We start from the raw sequence: 16,864 nt of genomic DNA on the forward strand, positions 1-16,864 counted from the left end.
TTCACGCATTGACCAACCAGCTCCTCATCTTGACCACCAGCAAACCGGGAGACAGCGTCAACACACGCGCACTCATACGCGAGGCAGTCAAACCTCCTACGCGCGCATCTTGACATGAGGCAACAGGACGAATCTGGGGATGAAACCCGAACTGTGGATAACCACAAAGGGATTCGGGATCTGGCGGCTCGAGGCGCCTAGGGCTTGAGCAGCCACGCCGGGTAGACGCGAATCGAGCAGAAAGACGAGAGCGGCTGCCGGCGCATGTCGCGCCGGCAGCCGCTGAATTCTTCGATCAGGGAGTGATCGTCGTCTTCTCGTCGATGATGCCGGTGGCGTCCATCAGCGGGCCTTCCTGGCCGTCCAATGCATCGGCGTTCATCTGCAGGACGTAGAGCCCGTCCTGACCGGGGATCACCACCGTCTTCTGCGCGATGATCCGCTTCTTGCCGTCCTTGACGTAGTTGCCACCGAGCTGCACGGCATCGAAGCCGCTCAGCGTGCTCGTGCTCGGATCGCCGAGCGCCTCCCACTGGGGCAGATTCGCCAACTCGCCGGGCGCGAACTCGAGGATCTTCTTCGGGTCGACGTTGCCGGTGAGCTTGGAGACGATCGCGATGATGCTTGGCGGGTCAGCCTTGTCCTCCGGGCTGTCGAAGACGATCGCCCCGTAGGCCCATTCCGGCGTTTGCGCGCCGGCATCCGACCAGCCGGGCGGCATCGCGAGATCGATATTCGGCGAACCGGGGTCGCCGCGGTGCACCGGCGCTTCCTGAATCTGGTTCTCCTTCAGGTAATCCTGAATCGTCTTGCTCTTGCCGGCGGCCTGCGTCGGGCTCGTTGACGTCTCAGTCGATTTCGACGTGGATGTCGTGGTCGACGTGGAGGTCGACGTGGAGGTCTTGTCCTCGGTCTTGCTGTCCGAACCACAGCCGACGAGCGCGAAACTCAACGAAACGGCGGTCAAGCCCGCCGTAGCTACCGCCGTCATCTTGTTCATCGAACGAGTTCTCCTTTTGTTGTGGCGCACCGCTGCCAGTGGCCAACCAAATCCGATTGAGCAGCTTAATGGGATTCACAGCGAATTTGAACGTTTGTGAACTTGCGCCGCACAACAGGAGCACGATTGCTCCTAGGTCGCGTAATTGCAATGGCGCAACGTGGTCGCGGCGGTGGATCGAGCGAAGCCATCAGTGGCGTTGCGCCCGGCGTGCGGGGGCGCAATGGGCACGAGTGCGCGGTTGCTGTGTGCGGCGATGCTGGGAGTCTTGTGCACCGCAGTCTTCGGATCCGCCGGACCGTTGACGGTCGGCGTTCAGCTGACCGTCACCACCGCGTTGGTCATGGGCGGAACCGGGCATCCGTTGGTCGGCGAGTCCGCGGATTTCGTCGGACAGTACGTCCGCGACGCACTCGATCTCTTCATCGCCCCCACCGGTGCACTGCGCGGGGACTCGATCGATCCCGGCGGCTACAACGTGGTTGCCGTGCAGACGCCCGAGCAGTTCTGGCCGGTCGTCGGGCCGGCCGTGTTCGATGCATCGGTGGCACAGGGGGTCGACAACCTCGGCAGCTGCCTGCAGGGTCAGACTTCTTGCAAGGCAGCCTATTTCGGTTCGACTGATTCGTCGACATCCGGCTACGTGGTCTTCGGCTACTCGCAGAGCGCCAGGATCGCGACCATCGTCAAGCGGAACCTGAGCGCGAGTTCGGCCGCCGTCGCACCGCAGGTCTCCTTCATCCTCGTGAGCAATCCGAACCGCCCGAACGGGGGCATTCTGGAACGCTTCGCGGGACTGCACATCCCGATTCTGGGGGTCACCTTCGACGGTGCCATGCCCACGGGCAGTTGCGATTCCGATGGCGCCAATTGCCGATTCCTCACCGCCGACATCACGTGGCAGTACGACGGGTACGCCGACTTCCCGCGCCGCCCGCTGAACCTGCTGGCGGATCTCAATGCGCTGGCCGGAATCGTCTACCTGCACCCGAACTACACCGAATCGGTGGCAGGCGCGATCTACCAGGGTCGCACCGGGGACACCAGCTACTACCTGTTGCCGGCCGAGCGGTTGCCGCTGTTGCTGCCACTCGCGCAGCTCGGCGTGCCGGCGCCGATCCTCGACGTGCTCGACGCGCCGCTGCGGGTGATCGTCGAATGGGGCTACGACCGTGGCGTCAATCCGGGGGACCCGGCCCCGGCGACGCTGGCCGCCTCGAGCGATCCGGTGACGAAGGTCCGTAATCTTCTTGCCGCGATCCCCGTCGGACTCGACGACGGACTGCAGGAGGCGGGCTTCGGACGGCCGCTCGGAACCCGGTCGGCGGGCACCTTCGGCGTCGGTGTGGCGCCGCCCCCCGCGTCGTCCCCGACACCGGCCCCGACAACGTCCTCGAGCTCGCCGGCTGTCCGGCAACTGTCGGCCAGGCCGCAGGGTGCGGCAGGCCTGAAACCTCGCACGCCGCCGCGATCAGGGTTACGCCGCCCGTCGCTCGGGTACGTTGGCGGCCATGGGCAAGTCGATCGTCGCAACATCGTTGGCCACAGCCGCAGCGGCCGTGGCCGGTAGCTTCGCCAGCCGTCAAGGTGTCGAGACCTGGTATCCCACACTGCGCAAGCCGCGCTACGTTCCGCCGAACGTGGTCTTCCCGGTGGCGTGGACCTCGTTGTACGCCGATATCGCCGTCACGTCGTCGGCGGCGATCGAGAAATTCCGCGCCGCGGGCAACGACGACAAAGCCCGCGCCTATGCCGGAGCGCTGGGCGTGAACCTGGTGCTCAACGCCGGCTGGAGTTGGCTTTTCTTCAAGATGCACCGGCTCGGACCGTCGGCAGTCGTGGCGGGAGCGCTGGCGGTCAGCAGCGCTGATCTCGCGCGCCGCGCCGCCGACGCCGACCCGAAGCTGGGCGCGGCACTGACGCCCTACCCGCTGTGGTGCTCGTTCGCGACGCTGATGTCCACCGACATCTGGCGGCTCAACCGCTAGAACGGCAGATCGTGCGGCACGAAGCGGTCGGTGACGTCGCCGACCAATGACTCGTCGTACGGGTTCACCGCGACCGGCGCGCCATCGAGCTTCAACCGGTCCATGTCGACCCAGATGACGTTGGGGCTGGTGGTCAGCTCGAAGAAGTACATCCGGTTTGTCAGGTCGGTCACGGTCCGGTATTCGGTGTTGTAGACGCCGAAATCGCCGTACGGCGCCCCGAACGGAACCGAGACGTTACGCATGATCGCCATCACGCTCGCGACGGCCTGCCGTTGCGAACCGGGTGCGGGCAGCAGCGCTGAATAATAGGCGGCCCGCTGAAAGCGATCGACCGGGTTGACGTTGCCGGGCAGTGGCATTTCCCGGCTGGGGTGTGAGAAGTCTTGCAGTGACAGCAATTTCAACTGCTCATCGTAGGTCGGATCATTGGTCATCAAGGTGAACTGACGGCCGTGGTGGACAACCGGGCGACCCTGGGCGAATTCGATGATCGCCGAGTCGCCGCCGATGTCCTCCAACGCCAGGTGCAGGTTGGCGTCGCGTCCGCGGGCCGAGACCTTGAGCACCTCGATGCCGTCCATCAGGCGAAGCGCCTCGGCGACGGTGTCCGCCTGGTCGAGTAGGTACTGCAACCACAGTCCGGCCTGCACAGCGGGTTTCGTGGCGTCGCGCGGACCGAAGTCGGTCGACTCCAGATACAGGGCATGCCCGGCCAGTCCCGCCTCGTTGAGACCGTCGACGGTTCCAAGACCGTAGATGGTCGTGACCAGGCTCGAGTACGTACTCGTCCACCGGAGGGGATTGGGATCGGAGACGACGCCGGCCGGGTGAGTGCCGTCGCGCTCACGTCCGCGGGCAAAACCGACGATCGACGGCTGGGTCGATTCCGGCCAATCCATCGAGCGACCGGTGAGAACGGCGAGGTCATTGGTGTTCCACAGCACGCGAGTACACATGGCTGACAGGCTAGCCCGCGAGGCGCGCGCACCAGGCAAACATTCAGTGGTATCAAGACCCCGTGCGGCAGCTCATCGTCTGCCTGATGGCGCTCTGGCTGGCCGCGTGTTCGGCGCAGCCCAGTACGGCACCGGCATCGCCGTCGGCGCCGCCGAGCGCGTCGCCCATTGCCGGTCCGGTCAATCCGGCCAACATCAAGCGGGTCCGGTCGGCATTGCCCGCGGGCTACGAGATCGCCGAGGTGTCCGGGCCGCTGAGCGCGGCGGGGTTGTGGGGCTTTGGATCCGGGTGGACGGCCGCCCCTGGCCAATGCGCGGCTCTGGCCGACCCGGCTCCCGACGATCGAGGCGCCCGCGGATACTCCGCATCGGGGTCCGGCGGAATCGTCTACGTCGTCGTCGCGGTGCCCGGCCAGGGTGTGCCCGACCACGGGCTCATCGGCGACTGCGCGAACTGGACGATGGCGTTCGCGCACACCACGGGAGATGTCATCCTCGCCCCGACGTCTGATGCGCCCCACGTCGACGGCGCCGACACCGTTGCGATGACGGTCACCACCCGCACCGTCGTCGAGTCCGGTACCGAGACCGACGGCCAGGCCCTGACCGCGCAGGCATACCTGGACGGCCACGTCGTGTTCGTCACCCTGGTCACCGAGCCCGGATCGCCGCACCCGCCGCTGGATTCGCGTGTCGTCGGTGACCTCCTGGTTGCGACGGTGTCCGCCCTGCGCGGCTGAACACCGGCGGGTTGGGTACATTGACCACGATGGTGAAACCCGGCGCGGCCGTCGCAGTCTTGTGTGCCGGATTGACAGTCGCGTGCGGCCAGGGCGGCTCGGCGGAGCCGAAGGCCGATATCGCGAAGGTGACGACGCTGAAGTCGAGTTTCGGCGCCGACTTCCAGGTGTCCGAGACCGCCAAGACCGGGATCGATCCGCAGCTGCTGGCCGGGCAGAAACTGCCGGACGGACTGACGTTCGATCCGCCCGCCTGCGCGAAATTCGCCGCCGGACAACTCGTGCCGACGGGAACCGAAGGCAATATGGCCGCCGTCTCCGCCCAGGGACAGGGCAACCGGTTCATCGTGATCGCCGTCGAAACCAATTCACCGATCCCGGTGACCGAGCCAGGGCCGGACTGCCAGAAGGTCACCTTCAACGGCTCCGGGATGCGCGGCCTCGTCGAGATCGTCGACACACCGAAGATCGACGGCACCGAGACGATCGGTGTGCACCGAGTCCTGCAGGCGACGGTCGCCAACCAGGTACGCACCGGCGAGACCTACAACTACTCGGCCCATTTCGGGGTCTATCAGGTGATCGTCAGCGCCAACCCGCTGGTCCTGCCCGACAAGGCGGTCGTGCCGGTGAACACCCAACGCGCCCGCGACCTACTGGTCGCCGGTGTCAACGCCGTTCGCAGCTGAGCTCAGCGCACGTCGCGCGGGCGGAACTGGATGCTGATCCGGGGTCCTTTGGGCCGCGCGGTCTTGGGAACCGCGTGCTCCCAGGTGCGTTGGCAGGAACCGCCCATCACCAGAAGGTCGCCGTGATGTTGAGGGAGCCGCAGTGAAGGCCCGCCGCCACGGGGCCGCAGGGCGAACACCCGGGTGGCGCCAAGGCTGACGATCGCGACCATAGGGTCCTCGGTGCTGCTGCGGCCGATCGTGTCGCCATGCCAGGCCACGCTGTCGTCGCCGTCACGGTAGAGGCACAGCCCGGCGGTGGTGAACTGCTCGCCGAGTTCACCGCCGTAAATGTCGTTGAGGCGGCGGCGCAGCTTGGTGACGACCGGGTGCGGCGGGGCTTCGGCGGTCAGATCGTGAAAGCTGACCAGCCGCGGGACGTCGAGGACGCGGTCGTACATCTGTCGTCGTTCTGCGCGCCAGGGGGTTCCGCCGAGCAGGCCGTCGAACAGCACATCGGCATCTTCGACCCACGCCGAGCGCAGCTCGATCCACGCTCCGGCGCCGAGGTCGCGGCGCTCACTGTGCTCGAACAGCGCGCCCTGAACCGACACAGACACAGAGCCGAGAATATCGCACATCTGTTCGAGCCTGGGCGATCTACAGCCGAGCCGCCCCAGGGCCGCGGCCGGCAAGCACATCGTCGGGGTTGGACAGCGCGCAGCTGCGCAGGCTCAGGCAGCCGCAGCCGATGCAGTCGGCGAGGTTGTCGCGCAGCCGCTGCAGATGCCCGATCCGCTCGTCGAGATCCTCCCGCCAGCCCGCCGACAGCTTCGCCCAATCCCTGCTGGTCGGGACTCGGTCGGTCGGCAACGTCGACAGCGCCTCGGCGACCCGGGCCAACGGGATGCCCAGCCGCTGGGACATCCGGATGAACGCCACCCGCCGCAGCGTGTCGCGCGGGTAGCGGCGTTGGTTGCCCGACGTTCGGCGGCTGCTGATCAGCCCCTCACGCTCGTAGAAGTGCAGTGCCGAGATCGCCACGCCGGCCCGCTGAGCGAGCTCGCCGGGCGTCAGTTCCTGCTCGGTCACACCTCAACGATAGTTGGGGTGCCTCCCCTGTTGTTACGGTGCTATTCGTGACTGCCACCGTGCTGGGCTCCAACTCCGAGGTCGGGACACTGCGGGTCGTCATATTGCACCGGCCCGGCGCCGAATTGCAGCGGCTCACACCACGTAACAACGACAAGCTGCTGTTCGACGGACTGCCGTGGGTGTCGCGGGCGCAGGAGGAGCACGACGCGTTCGCCGATCTGCTGCGCTCCCGCGGGGTGGAGGTGCTGCTGATGTCCGACCTGCTGACCGAGGCGCTGGGCAGCGGTGCCGCACGGATGCAGGGCATCGCCGCGGCTGTCGAGGCGCGGCGTCTGGGACTTCCTCTGGCGCAAGAGCTTTCGGCCTACTTGCGCAGCCTGGAGCCGGCGGACCTGGCGCACGTCCTGACGGCAGGCATGACCTTCACCGAACTGCCTGCCGGCACGAAAACCGACACGTCGCTGGTGCGCCGCATGCACCACGGCGGCGACTTCGTCATCGAGCCGTTGCCCAATCTGCTGTTCACCCGTGATTCGTCGTTCTGGATCGGGCCCCGGGTGGCTATCACGTCGCTGGCCCTGCCGGCCCGGATGCGCGAAACTTCTCTGACCGACCTGATCTATGCCCACCACCCCCGCTTTCTCGGGGTACGCCGCGCCTACGAGTCGCATACCGCGCCGGTCGAAGGTGGCGATGTGCTGCTGCTCTCACCCGGTGTGGTGGCCGTCGGGGTGGGGGAGCGCACCACGCCCGCTGGCGCAGAAGCGTTGGCGCGCAGCCTGTTCGACGACGGGCTTGCCCACACTGTGCTGGCCGTGCCGATCGCTCAGGAGCGGGCGCAGATGCACCTCGACACGGTCTGCACGATGGTCGACGTCGACGCCGTGGTGATGTACCCGGCCATCAGCGATTCGCTGTCGGCGTTCACGATCAAGCGGACTCCCGACGGGGTGAAGATCCTCGACGAGGCGCCGTTCGTGAAGGCAGCGGCCGCGGCGATGGACATCGAGCAGTTGCGCGTCATCGATACCGGCCTGGACCCGGTGACCGCCGAGCGTGAGCAGTGGGACGACGGCAACAACACCCTGGCGCTGGCACCCGGTGTCGTCGTCGCCTATGAACGCAATGCCGAAACCAATGCCCGCCTGCAAGATTCGGGTATCGAGGTGTTGCCGATCGCGGCGTCCGAGCTCGGCACGGGGCGTGGCGGTCCGCGGTGCATGTCCTGTCCGGTCGCGCGGGATCCGTTGTGACCGATCTGCTCATCGGCGGGCGGCTGGTCGCGGGTGGCTCCGGCACATTCGACACGATCAACCCGGCCACCGAAGAGCCGATCGGGTCGGCCGCCGACGGCGACTCCGCGGACATGGACACCGCGATCGCCGCGGCCCGTGCGGCATTCGACGACAGCGACTGGTCGCGGGACGTGGCCCTTCGGGTGCACTGCCTTCGCCAGTTGCGCTCGGCACTCAATGACGACATTGAGGCGCTGCGCGAGATCACCGTCGCCGAGGTGGGCGCCCCGGTCACCTTCACCCACGGCTCCCACCTGCAGGGCCCGGTCAATGACCTCGCCTTCCCGGCCGGCATCGCCGAAAACTATGAGTGGCAAACCGATCTCGGGGTGGCGTCGCCGATGGGGATCGCCTCGCGGCGCACCCTCGTGCGCGAGCCCTACGGCGTCGTCGGGGCGATCACCCCGTTCAACTTTCCGCACCAGATCAATCTGGCCAAGCTCGGTCCCGCGTTGGCCGCCGGAAACACCGTGGTCCTCAAACCGGCCCCCGAGACTCCGTGGTGTGCGGCCTACATCGGCCGAATCATCGTCGAGCACACCGACTTTCCACCAGGTGTCGTCAACATCGTGACCTCGAGCGATCCCCGTGTGGGTGCGCGCCTGGCGGAGGACCCCAGGGTGGACGTGGTGTCGTTCACCGGGTCGAGCGCCACCGGCGCGGCGGTGATGGCTTCTGCCGCGCAGACCATCACCAAGGTGTGCCTCGAACTTGGCGGCAAGTCGGCATCCGTGGTCCTCGACGACGCCGACCTGGCGCGGGCCTGCGGCGCCGCGGCGCTGGCCGTCTCGCGCCACGCCGGGCAGGGGTGCGCTTTCACCACCCGGTTGCTGGTGCCCCGCGACCGCTACCACGACGCCGTCGAGGCCGCCGCGGCGGCGATGGCCGAAGTCCCGGTGGGCGACCCGACCGATCCCGCCACTGTGTGTGGCCCGCTGATCTCGGCGCGCCAGCGGATGAGGGTGCAGGGCTACCTGGATCTGGCCGTGGCCGAAGGCGGTTCATTCGTGTGCGGCGGGGGCAGGCCCACCGGGCTGAGCCGGGGATACTTCATCGCGCCGACCGTGATCTGCGGACTGGACAACTCCGCGCGGGTTGCCCGCGAGGAGATCTTCGGGCCGGTGCTGGTGGTGCTGGCCCACGATGGTGACGACGATGCCGTCCGCATCGCCAACGACTCACCGTACGGACTGTCCGCCGCGGTATGGGGCGACCCAGACCGCGCGGCGCGGGTGGCGGCGCGGTTGCGGACCGGGACCGTCAGCGTCAATGGGGGAGTGTGGTACTCGGCCGACGTCCCCTTCGGCGGGTACAAACAGTCGGGCAACGGCCGCGAAATGGGGGTGGCCGGATTCGAGGAATACCTCGAGACCAAGGTCATCGCCAGCGCGGTGCACATATAGTTCCGTCAACGTGACCGACCTGCCCTTCGACCCCGACGCGCTGCGCGCCCGCTATGCCCGAGAGCGCGAGGTCCGGCTGCGCCCGGAAGGGATCGGCCAGTACGTCGAGGTGGCGGGCGAATTCGCGGGATTGGCGCATGACCCGTGGTCGGGAGAACCGGCGGAGCGGGAACCGCTGACCGACGAGGTAGACGTCGCGATCATCGGCGCCGGCTTCGGTGGGCTGCTGACCGGGGCGCGGCTGCGCGAACTCGGCGTCGACCGGATCCGGCTGATCGACAAGGCCGCCGACGTCGGCGGCACCTGGTACTGGAACCGGTACCCCGGCATCGCCTGCGACGTCGAGTCCTACGTCTACATGCCGCTGCTGGAAGAGACCGGCTACCTGCCGACCGAGAAGTACGCCAAGGGCCCGGAGATCTTCGTCCACTGCCAGCGCATCGCCGAACACTATGACCTTTATCGAGACGCCTGCCTGAACACCGAGGTTCGTCAGATCCGCTGGGACGGAAAGCTCTCACGCTGGATCGTGGAAACCGACCGGGGCGACGCGATCCGCGCCCGGTTCGTGTCGATGGCCAACGGCTATCTGCAGAAGCCGAAGCTGCCCGGCATCCCCGGCATCGGATCGTTTGGCGGGCACACATTCCACACCAGCCGGTGGGACTACGAATACACCGGCAAGGATCTGGAGCTGTTGGCCGACAAGCGAATCGGCATCATCGGCACCGGCGCGACCGCAGTACAGTGCGTACCGCACCTGGCCCGCGCGGCGGGGCACCTCTTGGTGTTCCAGCGCACGCCCTCGTCGGTCGACGTCCGCAACAACCGGCCGACCGATCCGCAGTGGGCCGCCGCCCTGACACCGGGCTGGCAGCGCCGCCGCATCGAGAACTTCCAGCAGCTCACGGCTGGCGGCGAGGCCGACGAGGACCTAGTGGCCGACGCCTGGACGTCGATAACCAAGACGCTGTTGGTGATGCGTGACGGCGAGCTTGCCGATTTCGCGAAGATGGAGGAGGTTCGGGCCAGGGTCGACGCCGTCGTCACCGATCCCGACACCGCCGAGGCGCTCAAACCGTGGTACGGCTACTTCTGCAAGCGGCCGTGCTTTCACGATGACTACCTGGCGACATTCAACCGCCCCAACGTGACGCTGGTCGACACCAAAGGCCATGGTGTGCAGCACATCACCGAACGCGGCCTGGTCGTCGACGGGATCGAGCACGAGATCGACTGCCTGATCTTCGCGACGGGTTTCGAGGTCGGCACCGAGTACGCGCGGCGGACCGGCTTCGAGATCCTCGGCCGCGACGGACAGACGCTCACCGGCAAGTGGCGCGACGGGGTACGCACATTGCACGGTCTGCTGGTCTCGGGATTTCCGAACCTGTTCGTGGAAAGCATTGCGCAATCCGGGTTCACGGTGAATTTTCCCTACCTGCTCGACGTCCAGGCTTCCCATGTCGCGTGGATCATCGCCCAGGCGCTCGCGCGTGATGTCGTCCGTGTCGAACCGACCATCGCCGCGGAGGACGACTGGGTCGACACCGTGGTCGGCAGATCGGCGGGCACGGCCGACCGGGCCCGGTCGTGTACGCCCGGGTATTACAACCGGGAGGGCCAGGCCAACGCCACGACGCGGCAGGGCAGCTTCTTCTACGGCACGCCAACCGAATACGCCGATATTCTGGCCGCCTGGCGAGACGACGGCACGTTCGATGGTCTCGACATCGCCGGCGCCGGATGAGACGGCGCTATGTGGCCGGCCGGCTGCGGGCGGCTATACGGCGGCGTCCCTCGCCGCGGGTGGCGATCATCGGCGCGGGGTTCGGCGGTCTGGCCGCGGCGGTGGCGTTGCGGCGCAGGGGCATCGACGACCTGCTGATCATCGAGCGGTGTGACGGTGTCGGCGGAACATGGCGGCTGAACACCTATCCCGGTGCGGCGTGCGATATCCAGAGCCATCTCTATTCGTTCTCGTTCGCGCCGAAGCGGAACTGGAGCCGAACCTACGCGCGGCAGCCCGAGATCCTGGCCTACCTGGAGTCGGTGGCCGACGACTTCGACCTGAGGCGTCACCTGCTGAGTGGCACGGCCGTACGCAGCGCACGCTGGAACGCCGAGGCCTCGCAGTGGGACCTCGACCTCGAAACACTCAGCACGGGAGGTAGTTTTACTTACTCCGCCGATGTGGTGGTCAGCGCGGTGGGCTTGTTCGGGGAGCCGAAGCTGCCCGATATCGACGGCGTCACCGACTTCGGCGGTTCGATCATGCACACCTCTCGGTGGGATGCGAACGTCGACCTCGCCGGCCGTCGGGTGGCGGTCATCGGCACGGGTGCCAGCGCCGTCCAAGTCGTTCCGGAGATCGCCAAGATCGCCACCGAGGTGACCGTCTTTCAGCGCACGCCACCCTGGATGGTGCCCAAGGATGATCGCGCGTTCACCGATGACCAGCTCGGTCGGTTCCGCCGCAACCCGTGGGCTGCACGCCGGGAGCGCTGGCGGTTGTGGAAGGAACAGCACGACAATACCGCGCTGCGCGCCGACGATCCGCTGGTTGCCGGTCGGCAAGGAATCGCCGAAGAATTCCTGCGCCGCACTGTCGCCGACGACGGGCTTCGCGCGGCGCTGACGCCCGACTACCCATTCCGCTGTAAGCGGGTGCTGCTCGGCGGCGACTATTACGCCGCGCTGCAGCAGGACAACGTGTCGTTGGTGACCGAGCCCATCGACAAGATCACCGAGGCGGGAGTGTGCACCGCGCAATCGGCGATCGACGTGGATGCCATCGTGCTGGCCACCGGATTCCAGACCAACCACTACCTGTCGGGTATCGAGGTGATCGGTACCGACGGCCAGTCCCTACATGAGCGGTGGGGTGAGGACCCGAGCGCCTACCTCGGCGTCGCGGTCAGTGGCTTCCCTAATTTCCTCATGTTGTACGGGCCCAACACCAACCAGGGTGGCAACTCGATCGTCTACATCCTGGAGGCCGGGGCCCGCATGGTCGCCGACGCCGTCGGCCGGCTCGGGCGCAGGGGCGGCACCCTGGAGGTGCGGCCCGAGGCCGAGCGACGGTTCAATGATGAGATCTCGGCCGAACTCGAGCAGACGGTATGGACGCAGTGCGGCAGCTATTTTCGGTCACCCGGAGGACGCATCGTCACGCAGTGGCCGTACAACGAACTCGAATACGCGCGACGCACCTGGCGCCTGCGGACCGGCGACTGGATCCACCGCACGGATCCTCAGAGGCCCAGCGGCCAGGTTCCGATGATCTTGCCGGCCTCCAGCCGAGCCAGGTCCTGATCCGTCAAACCCAATGATCCGCTGAGGATTTCGGTGTTGTCCTGCCCCAACAGCGGGGCGGGGCTGTTCACGAAGTGACCCGTGACCGGCGGCCGCGGGTAGGGCAGCGGACCACACAGCGGGTGGGTGACCGTCTGGAAGAAACCGCGAGCCTGCAGCGCGGCGTTGTCGATCACATCAGGGGGCTGTACGACCGGCGCGGCCGGGATGCCCGCGGCGAGCAGCGCGGTGACGGCCTCGTCGCGGGGCCGGTGTTTGCACCAGTCGGCCAGATGGGTGTCGATCTGGTCGGCGGATTCTGCGCCGTAGGTGATGTCGCGCGCCCATGCCGGTTGCCCGAGAACGCATTTGAGGGCAGTCCAGTCGGCGTCGTGACGGATGCTGACCGCGATCCATTGCTCCTCACCCGCGCAGGCGTAGACGTTCTGCACGGCGAACTCGTGCCCGCGATTGCCCCGGCGGGTCAGCAGTACCCCGGCGACGTCGCGCTCGATCACCTGTAGCGCGCTGGCGTTGAGCACCACGTCGATCATCGGCAGTTCGACAAGCTGTCCCGCTCCGGTGCGGCTGCGGTGTTCGAGCGCCGCAAGGGTCAGAAATGCGGCATGCACACCGGCCAGCGGATCACACGCGCCACGTGGCGCGGTGGGCAGACCATCGGGATATCCGGTGAGCCAGGCCAGTCCGGCCAGCTGCTCCATGGTCATCGCGAACCCGACCCGGTCGCGCCACGGTCCGTCGAGCCCGAACCCCGGCATGCGGACCTCGATGATCCGCTCGTTGAAGCCGCGCAGCTCCTCATAACTCAGCCCGAAGTTCTCCATCACCCGGGGGGTGAAGTTCTCCACCACCACGTCGGCCTCGGCGACCAGACGGCCGAGCAGCGTTCGGCCTTCGTCGGATGCGAGATCGAGGGTGATCGAGCGCTTGCCGGAGTTCACGCCGTGGAACACCCAGCTGTACTCCCACCACCGTTCGACGTCCTCGCGGAAGCCGCCGGCGAATCGCATCCCGTCGGGACGCTGCACCGATTCGATCTTGACCACATCGGCGCCGAGCATGCCCAGCAGATGGGTCGCTGTCGGTCCGGCCCAGAACGCGGTCAGGTCGACGATCCGGACACCTTCGAGAGGCAGGCCCGTACTTCGCGTGCGCGACTCGCTTGGCGGCCAGGGGTTCTCGGTGTCGCCGAGCCCGGGTGGCAGGGCCGGCGGCAGCGGGGGTGTGCTGGTCATCCGCCACGGTGCCCGGGGCGCGCGAAAACCGGAGGGATGGTCGAGGAAGGATTCCCGCTCGATGAAATGGTCCATTCCGGTGAGGGTTTCGCCGTTGCCGATGGCGGTCATCGGAATCCGGAACAGCGCGGCCAATTCCACGATCTCGTCGACCGTGTGGGTTTCGAAGAATTCCGCGGTGCGGGCCCGGATGAGATCTCGCTGTTCCCAACGCCCCACCTGGAAACGCAACTCGGGCACATCGGCAAGGTCGGGGCATTCGACCATGGCGCAGAAGTCCTGCCACTGCTGCCCGGTGGCCATCGAGATGCCGACGTAGCCGTCCTTGGCGCGTTCGACCGACGGCACTTCGGTGGAGCGTCCGAGCACCTCCAGCAGCATCAATTCCTTGCGGAGCCAGGAGAAAACCTGCATCGAGGTGGTCATGGCCTCCAGGACCGACATGTCGAACGGGCCACCGCCGCGATGGGCGGCGAGCGCGAAGAAGGCGGCGTAGCTGCCTGCGATGAACTCGCCGAGGTCGCCGCCGACGGCGATCGGCGGACGTTCGGGCTCGCCTCGCGAGCCGGTCGATCCGCACCAGCCCTGCAGGGTGAACTCGGTGGCGGGCAACTCGATCCAGGGTCCGGTCCAGCCGAAGTCGGACACGGTGACCACCGTTGTGCGGCGGGTGATTTCGTCGCGGTCCAGACCCATCTCGGTGGCTTGTCGCGGTGTCGCGCCGAGGACCACGACATCGGCGGAGTCCAGCAACTCGGGTGACACGGTCGGGCTTGTGATGCTGCGTTTGCCGCCGGCCAGGAACGCGAAGAACGGGCTGTCGCCTGCAGACGGGGGAACGCCGGCGGGTCGGTAGCGGCGCAGCCGGTGCCCGGCGGGCGGTTCGACCATCACCACGTCGGCACCGGCGTCGCGCAACAGCTTTCCGCAGTATGCGGTGGCGATCCGGTCGCCGATCTCGAGCACCCGGATACCCGACAGCGGAGAAGCCATGTGAGTCAGGCGATCCCGAAGTCGATCACACCACGGACCAGCTCACCGGCCAGCAGGTCGTCGAATGCGGTGTTGATGTCGTCGAGACGGTAGCGGCGGGTGATCATCTCATCGAGGCGCAGCTGCCCTGCGGTGTACATGCTTGCCAGCAACGGGATTTCGGCCCGTGGGTTGCATGAGCCGAACACCGTCCCGCACAGGTTCTTGTTCATCAGCACCAGATCTTGGACGTCGAGGTGCACAATCAGTCCACCGGCGGGCGCCATCCCGGTCAGCACGCAGGTGCCGCCCTTGCGGGTCAGCGCCAATGCGTCGCGCACGTCGTCCCCGGTGATGTCGGAGGGTGCGACGACCACGCAGTCGGCCATCACCCCGCACGTCAGGTCCCGGACCAGGTCGACGGCTTCGCCTGCCGACGCGGCCGTGTGCGTCGCGCCGAAATCGCGCGCCGACTTCCGTTTGCTTTCACGGGGATCCACGGCAACGATCGTCGTCGCGCCGTTTATCCGCGCCCCTTGGATGGCGGCCGTCCCGATCCCGCCTGCGCCGACCACGACCACGGTGTCGCCGCCGCGCACATTGCCGCGGTGGGCCGACGAGCCGTAGCCGGTCGGGATTGCGCATGCCAGCAGCGCGGCGGGCACCAGCGGGATGTCGGGGTCGATCTTCACCAGCGAATCAGCGGCGACCACAGTGTGTTCGGCGAAGGCGCCGATCTTGGAGGTGTGCCCGACGTCGTGGCCGTCGAGGGTGTGGTGGCGGAAGGTCCCGTCGGTCGGCATGCCGGGAATCAGCACCCCGGCACCCTTGTCGCACAAGTACTCCATGCCCGAGGCGCACCAGCGGCAGTGACCGCACACCGCGACGAACGAGGTCACCACGTGATCACCGGCGGCCAGCCCGCTGACGCCGGGGCCGACCTCGACCACCACCCCGGAACCCTCGTGGCCGCCGATCGTCGGCGGACGGGTCTTCGGCGCGCCGGGCGGCGACATGAAACCGTTGCGGATGTGGTCGTCGGAATGGCAGAGGCCGGCTGCGGCCATCTGGATCAGCACCTCACCTGCGCGCGGGGGATCGAGCTCGAACTCTTCGACCGACCAGGCGCCGCCCACCTCGCGGACGATGGCGGCGCGGCTCCTCATGGCCCAGACCTTACGGGGCAGAGTTATTCCTCAGTTCGCGGAGAGTGAAACGGGGCGCGCGCCCCGGTTATTCGGGCTTACGTTGAGCTCGTGGCAATCAAACTTGGACTTCAGATTCCGAACTTCTCCTACGGCACCGGCGTCGAGGAACTCTTTCCCACCGTGATCGCCCAGGCTCAAGAAGCTGAGGCGGCCGGCTTCGACTCGGTCTTCGTGATGGACCATTTCTACCAACTGCCCGGCCTCGGTGCGCCCGAGGAACCGATGCTGGAGGCCTACACCGCCCTGGGTGCGCTGGCCACCGCGACGCAGCGTGTGCAGCTGGGCACGCTGGTCACCGGCAACAGCTACCGCAACCCGACGTTGCTGGCCAAGGCGATCACCACCCTCGACGTGATCAGCCAGGGGCGGGCCATTCTCGGGATCGGCACCGGCTGGTTCGAGCTCGAGCACGACTCGCTGGGCTATGAGTTCGGCACGTTCACCGACCGCTTCAACAAGCTCGACGAAGCGCTGGAGATCATCCTGCCGATGCTCAAGGGCGAGCGTGTCAGCGTGGACGGCAAGTACTACCGCACCAATGAGGCATTTGCCAATCCCCGCTTCCGCGACCACATTCCGCTGATGATCGGTGGCAGTGGTGAGAAGAAGACAATTCCGCTGGCCGCCAAGTACTTCGACCATCTGAACATCATCGCCGGCTTCGACGAGCTGCCCCGCAAGGTGGCTGTGGTCAAGGAGGCGTGCGAGAAGGTCGGCCGCGACCCGGCCACGTTGGAAACCAGCGTGCTCGCCATCGCGCTGATCGACGAGAACGTCACCGCGGACATGATCCCGGATGACTTCAAGCAGCAGGCCGTCTTCGGCAGCCCGGAGCAGATCGCTGATCAGATCAAGACGAAGGTGTTCGACGCCGGCGTCGACGGTGTCATCCTGAGTTCGGCCACGATCAACGGATACAAGCCCGGCGGTGTCGCCGCCGTCGGCGAGCTACTCAAGCCGCTGCTGGGGCTCTGACGCCACACTCC

General features: G+C 67.0%; 15 protein-coding genes. 9 read left to right on the forward strand and 6 right to left on the reverse strand.

The genetic code is table 11. From position 1 onward, the window contains the following. Positions 1-295: 295 nt before the first annotated feature. Positions 296-1,000, reverse strand: coding sequence for an envelope biogenesis lipoprotein LpqN (gene lpqN / locus HPC46_RS09795; RefSeq protein WP_179469230.1), 705 nt, complete (start codon positions 998-1,000; stop codon positions 296-298). Between the two features lie 223 nt (positions 1,001-1,223). Here lpqN and HPC46_RS09800 point away from each other — a divergent pair, with 223 nt between their 5' ends. Both HPC46_RS09800 and HPC46_RS09805 read left to right on the forward strand, forming a co-directional pair. Beyond that, positions 1,224-2,570, forward strand: a complete 1,347-nt coding sequence (locus HPC46_RS09800) for a PE-PPE domain-containing protein (RefSeq protein ID WP_179469232.1) — start codon at positions 1,224-1,226, stop codon at positions 2,568-2,570. Further along, positions 2,512-2,988 carry a TspO/MBR family protein gene (locus HPC46_RS09805; protein WP_179469234.1) on the forward strand — a complete coding sequence of 159 codons (477 nt, stop codon included), beginning with the start codon at positions 2,512-2,514 and terminating at the stop codon, positions 2,986-2,988. The genes HPC46_RS09800 and HPC46_RS09805 overlap by 59 nt, the downstream gene beginning before the upstream one ends. Here the strand turns inward: HPC46_RS09805 and HPC46_RS09810 are convergent. Continuing rightward, on the reverse strand, positions 2,985-3,947 hold the full coding sequence (locus tag HPC46_RS09810; RefSeq protein WP_179469236.1) for a bile salt hydrolase: 963 nt from the start codon (positions 3,945-3,947) through the stop codon (positions 2,985-2,987). The genes HPC46_RS09805 and HPC46_RS09810 overlap by 4 nt on opposite strands. A 62-nt stretch (positions 3,948-4,009) precedes the next feature. Here HPC46_RS09810 and HPC46_RS09815 point away from each other — a divergent pair, with 62 nt between their 5' ends. Continuing rightward, a complete protein-coding gene (locus HPC46_RS09815) occupies positions 4,010-4,687 on the forward strand; it encodes a DUF5642 family protein (protein ID WP_325096612.1) in 678 nt (225 codons plus the stop codon). Between the two features lie 29 nt (positions 4,688-4,716). Next, positions 4,717-5,376, forward strand: coding sequence for a DUF5642 family protein (locus tag HPC46_RS09820; RefSeq protein ID WP_179469238.1), 660 nt, complete (start codon positions 4,717-4,719; stop codon positions 5,374-5,376). Positions 5,377-5,378: 2 nt separating this feature from the next. Here the strand turns inward: HPC46_RS09820 and HPC46_RS09825 are convergent, their stop codons facing one another. Together HPC46_RS09825 and soxR are read right to left on the reverse strand one after the other, a co-directional pair. Continuing rightward, the gene (locus tag HPC46_RS09825; protein WP_179469240.1) at positions 5,379-5,975 is read right to left on the reverse strand and encodes an alpha-ketoglutarate-dependent dioxygenase AlkB; all 597 of its coding nucleotides are present in this window, start codon (positions 5,973-5,975) and stop codon (positions 5,379-5,381) included. A gap of 40 nt (positions 5,976-6,015) precedes the next feature. Then, positions 6,016-6,447 (reverse strand): redox-sensitive transcriptional activator SoxR, encoded by a 432-nt coding sequence (gene soxR, locus HPC46_RS09830; RefSeq protein ID WP_179469241.1) that lies wholly within the window; start codon positions 6,445-6,447, stop codon positions 6,016-6,018. A 59-nt stretch (positions 6,448-6,506) separates the two neighbouring features. On the opposite strand from soxR, the gene arcA reads away from it, so the two are divergent. Genes arcA through HPC46_RS09850 form a run of 4 tightly spaced genes read left to right on the forward strand, consistent with a single transcriptional unit; the run spans position 6,507 to position 12,463 of the window. Continuing rightward, positions 6,507-7,703, forward strand: coding sequence for an arginine deiminase (gene arcA / locus HPC46_RS09835; RefSeq protein WP_036421255.1), 1,197 nt, complete (start codon positions 6,507-6,509; stop codon positions 7,701-7,703). Continuing rightward, positions 7,700-9,148, forward strand: a complete 1,449-nt coding sequence (locus HPC46_RS09840) for an aldehyde dehydrogenase (RefSeq protein WP_407665488.1) — start codon at positions 7,700-7,702, stop codon at positions 9,146-9,148. The genes arcA and HPC46_RS09840 overlap by 4 nt, the downstream gene beginning before the upstream one ends. 10 nt (positions 9,149-9,158) lie before the next feature. Continuing rightward, positions 9,159-10,898 (forward strand): flavin-containing monooxygenase, encoded by a 1,740-nt coding sequence (locus HPC46_RS09845; RefSeq protein ID WP_179469243.1) that lies wholly within the window; start codon positions 9,159-9,161, stop codon positions 10,896-10,898. Beyond that, on the forward strand, positions 10,895-12,463 hold the full coding sequence (locus tag HPC46_RS09850; protein WP_179469245.1) for a flavin-containing monooxygenase: 1,569 nt from the start codon (positions 10,895-10,897) through the stop codon (positions 12,461-12,463). Before HPC46_RS09845 ends, HPC46_RS09850 begins: the two co-directional genes overlap by 4 nt. Here HPC46_RS09850 and HPC46_RS09855 read toward each other — a convergent pair. Together HPC46_RS09855 and HPC46_RS09860 are read right to left on the reverse strand one after the other, a co-directional pair. Next, positions 12,403-14,691 (reverse strand): CaiB/BaiF CoA-transferase family protein, encoded by a 2,289-nt coding sequence (locus HPC46_RS09855; RefSeq protein ID WP_179469247.1) that lies wholly within the window; start codon positions 14,689-14,691, stop codon positions 12,403-12,405. The two genes, HPC46_RS09850 and HPC46_RS09855, sit on opposite strands and share 61 nt — an antisense overlap. 5 nt (positions 14,692-14,696) lie before the next feature. Then, on the reverse strand, positions 14,697-15,836 hold the full coding sequence (locus HPC46_RS09860) for an NDMA-dependent alcohol dehydrogenase (protein WP_179469249.1): 1,140 nt from the start codon (positions 15,834-15,836) through the stop codon (positions 14,697-14,699). A 90-nt stretch (positions 15,837-15,926) separates the two neighbouring features. Here HPC46_RS09860 and HPC46_RS09865 point away from each other — a divergent pair, with 90 nt between their 5' ends. Next, entirely contained in the window at positions 15,927-16,853 is a 927-nt protein-coding gene (locus HPC46_RS09865; RefSeq protein WP_179469251.1) for an LLM class F420-dependent oxidoreductase, read from the forward strand. Positions 16,854-16,864: the final 11 nt, after the last annotated feature.

The organism is Mycolicibacterium vinylchloridicum, assembly GCF_013404075.1.
In the GTDB taxonomy this organism is placed as follows: domain Bacteria; phylum Actinomycetota; class Actinomycetes; order Mycobacteriales; family Mycobacteriaceae; genus Mycobacterium; species Mycobacterium vinylchloridicum.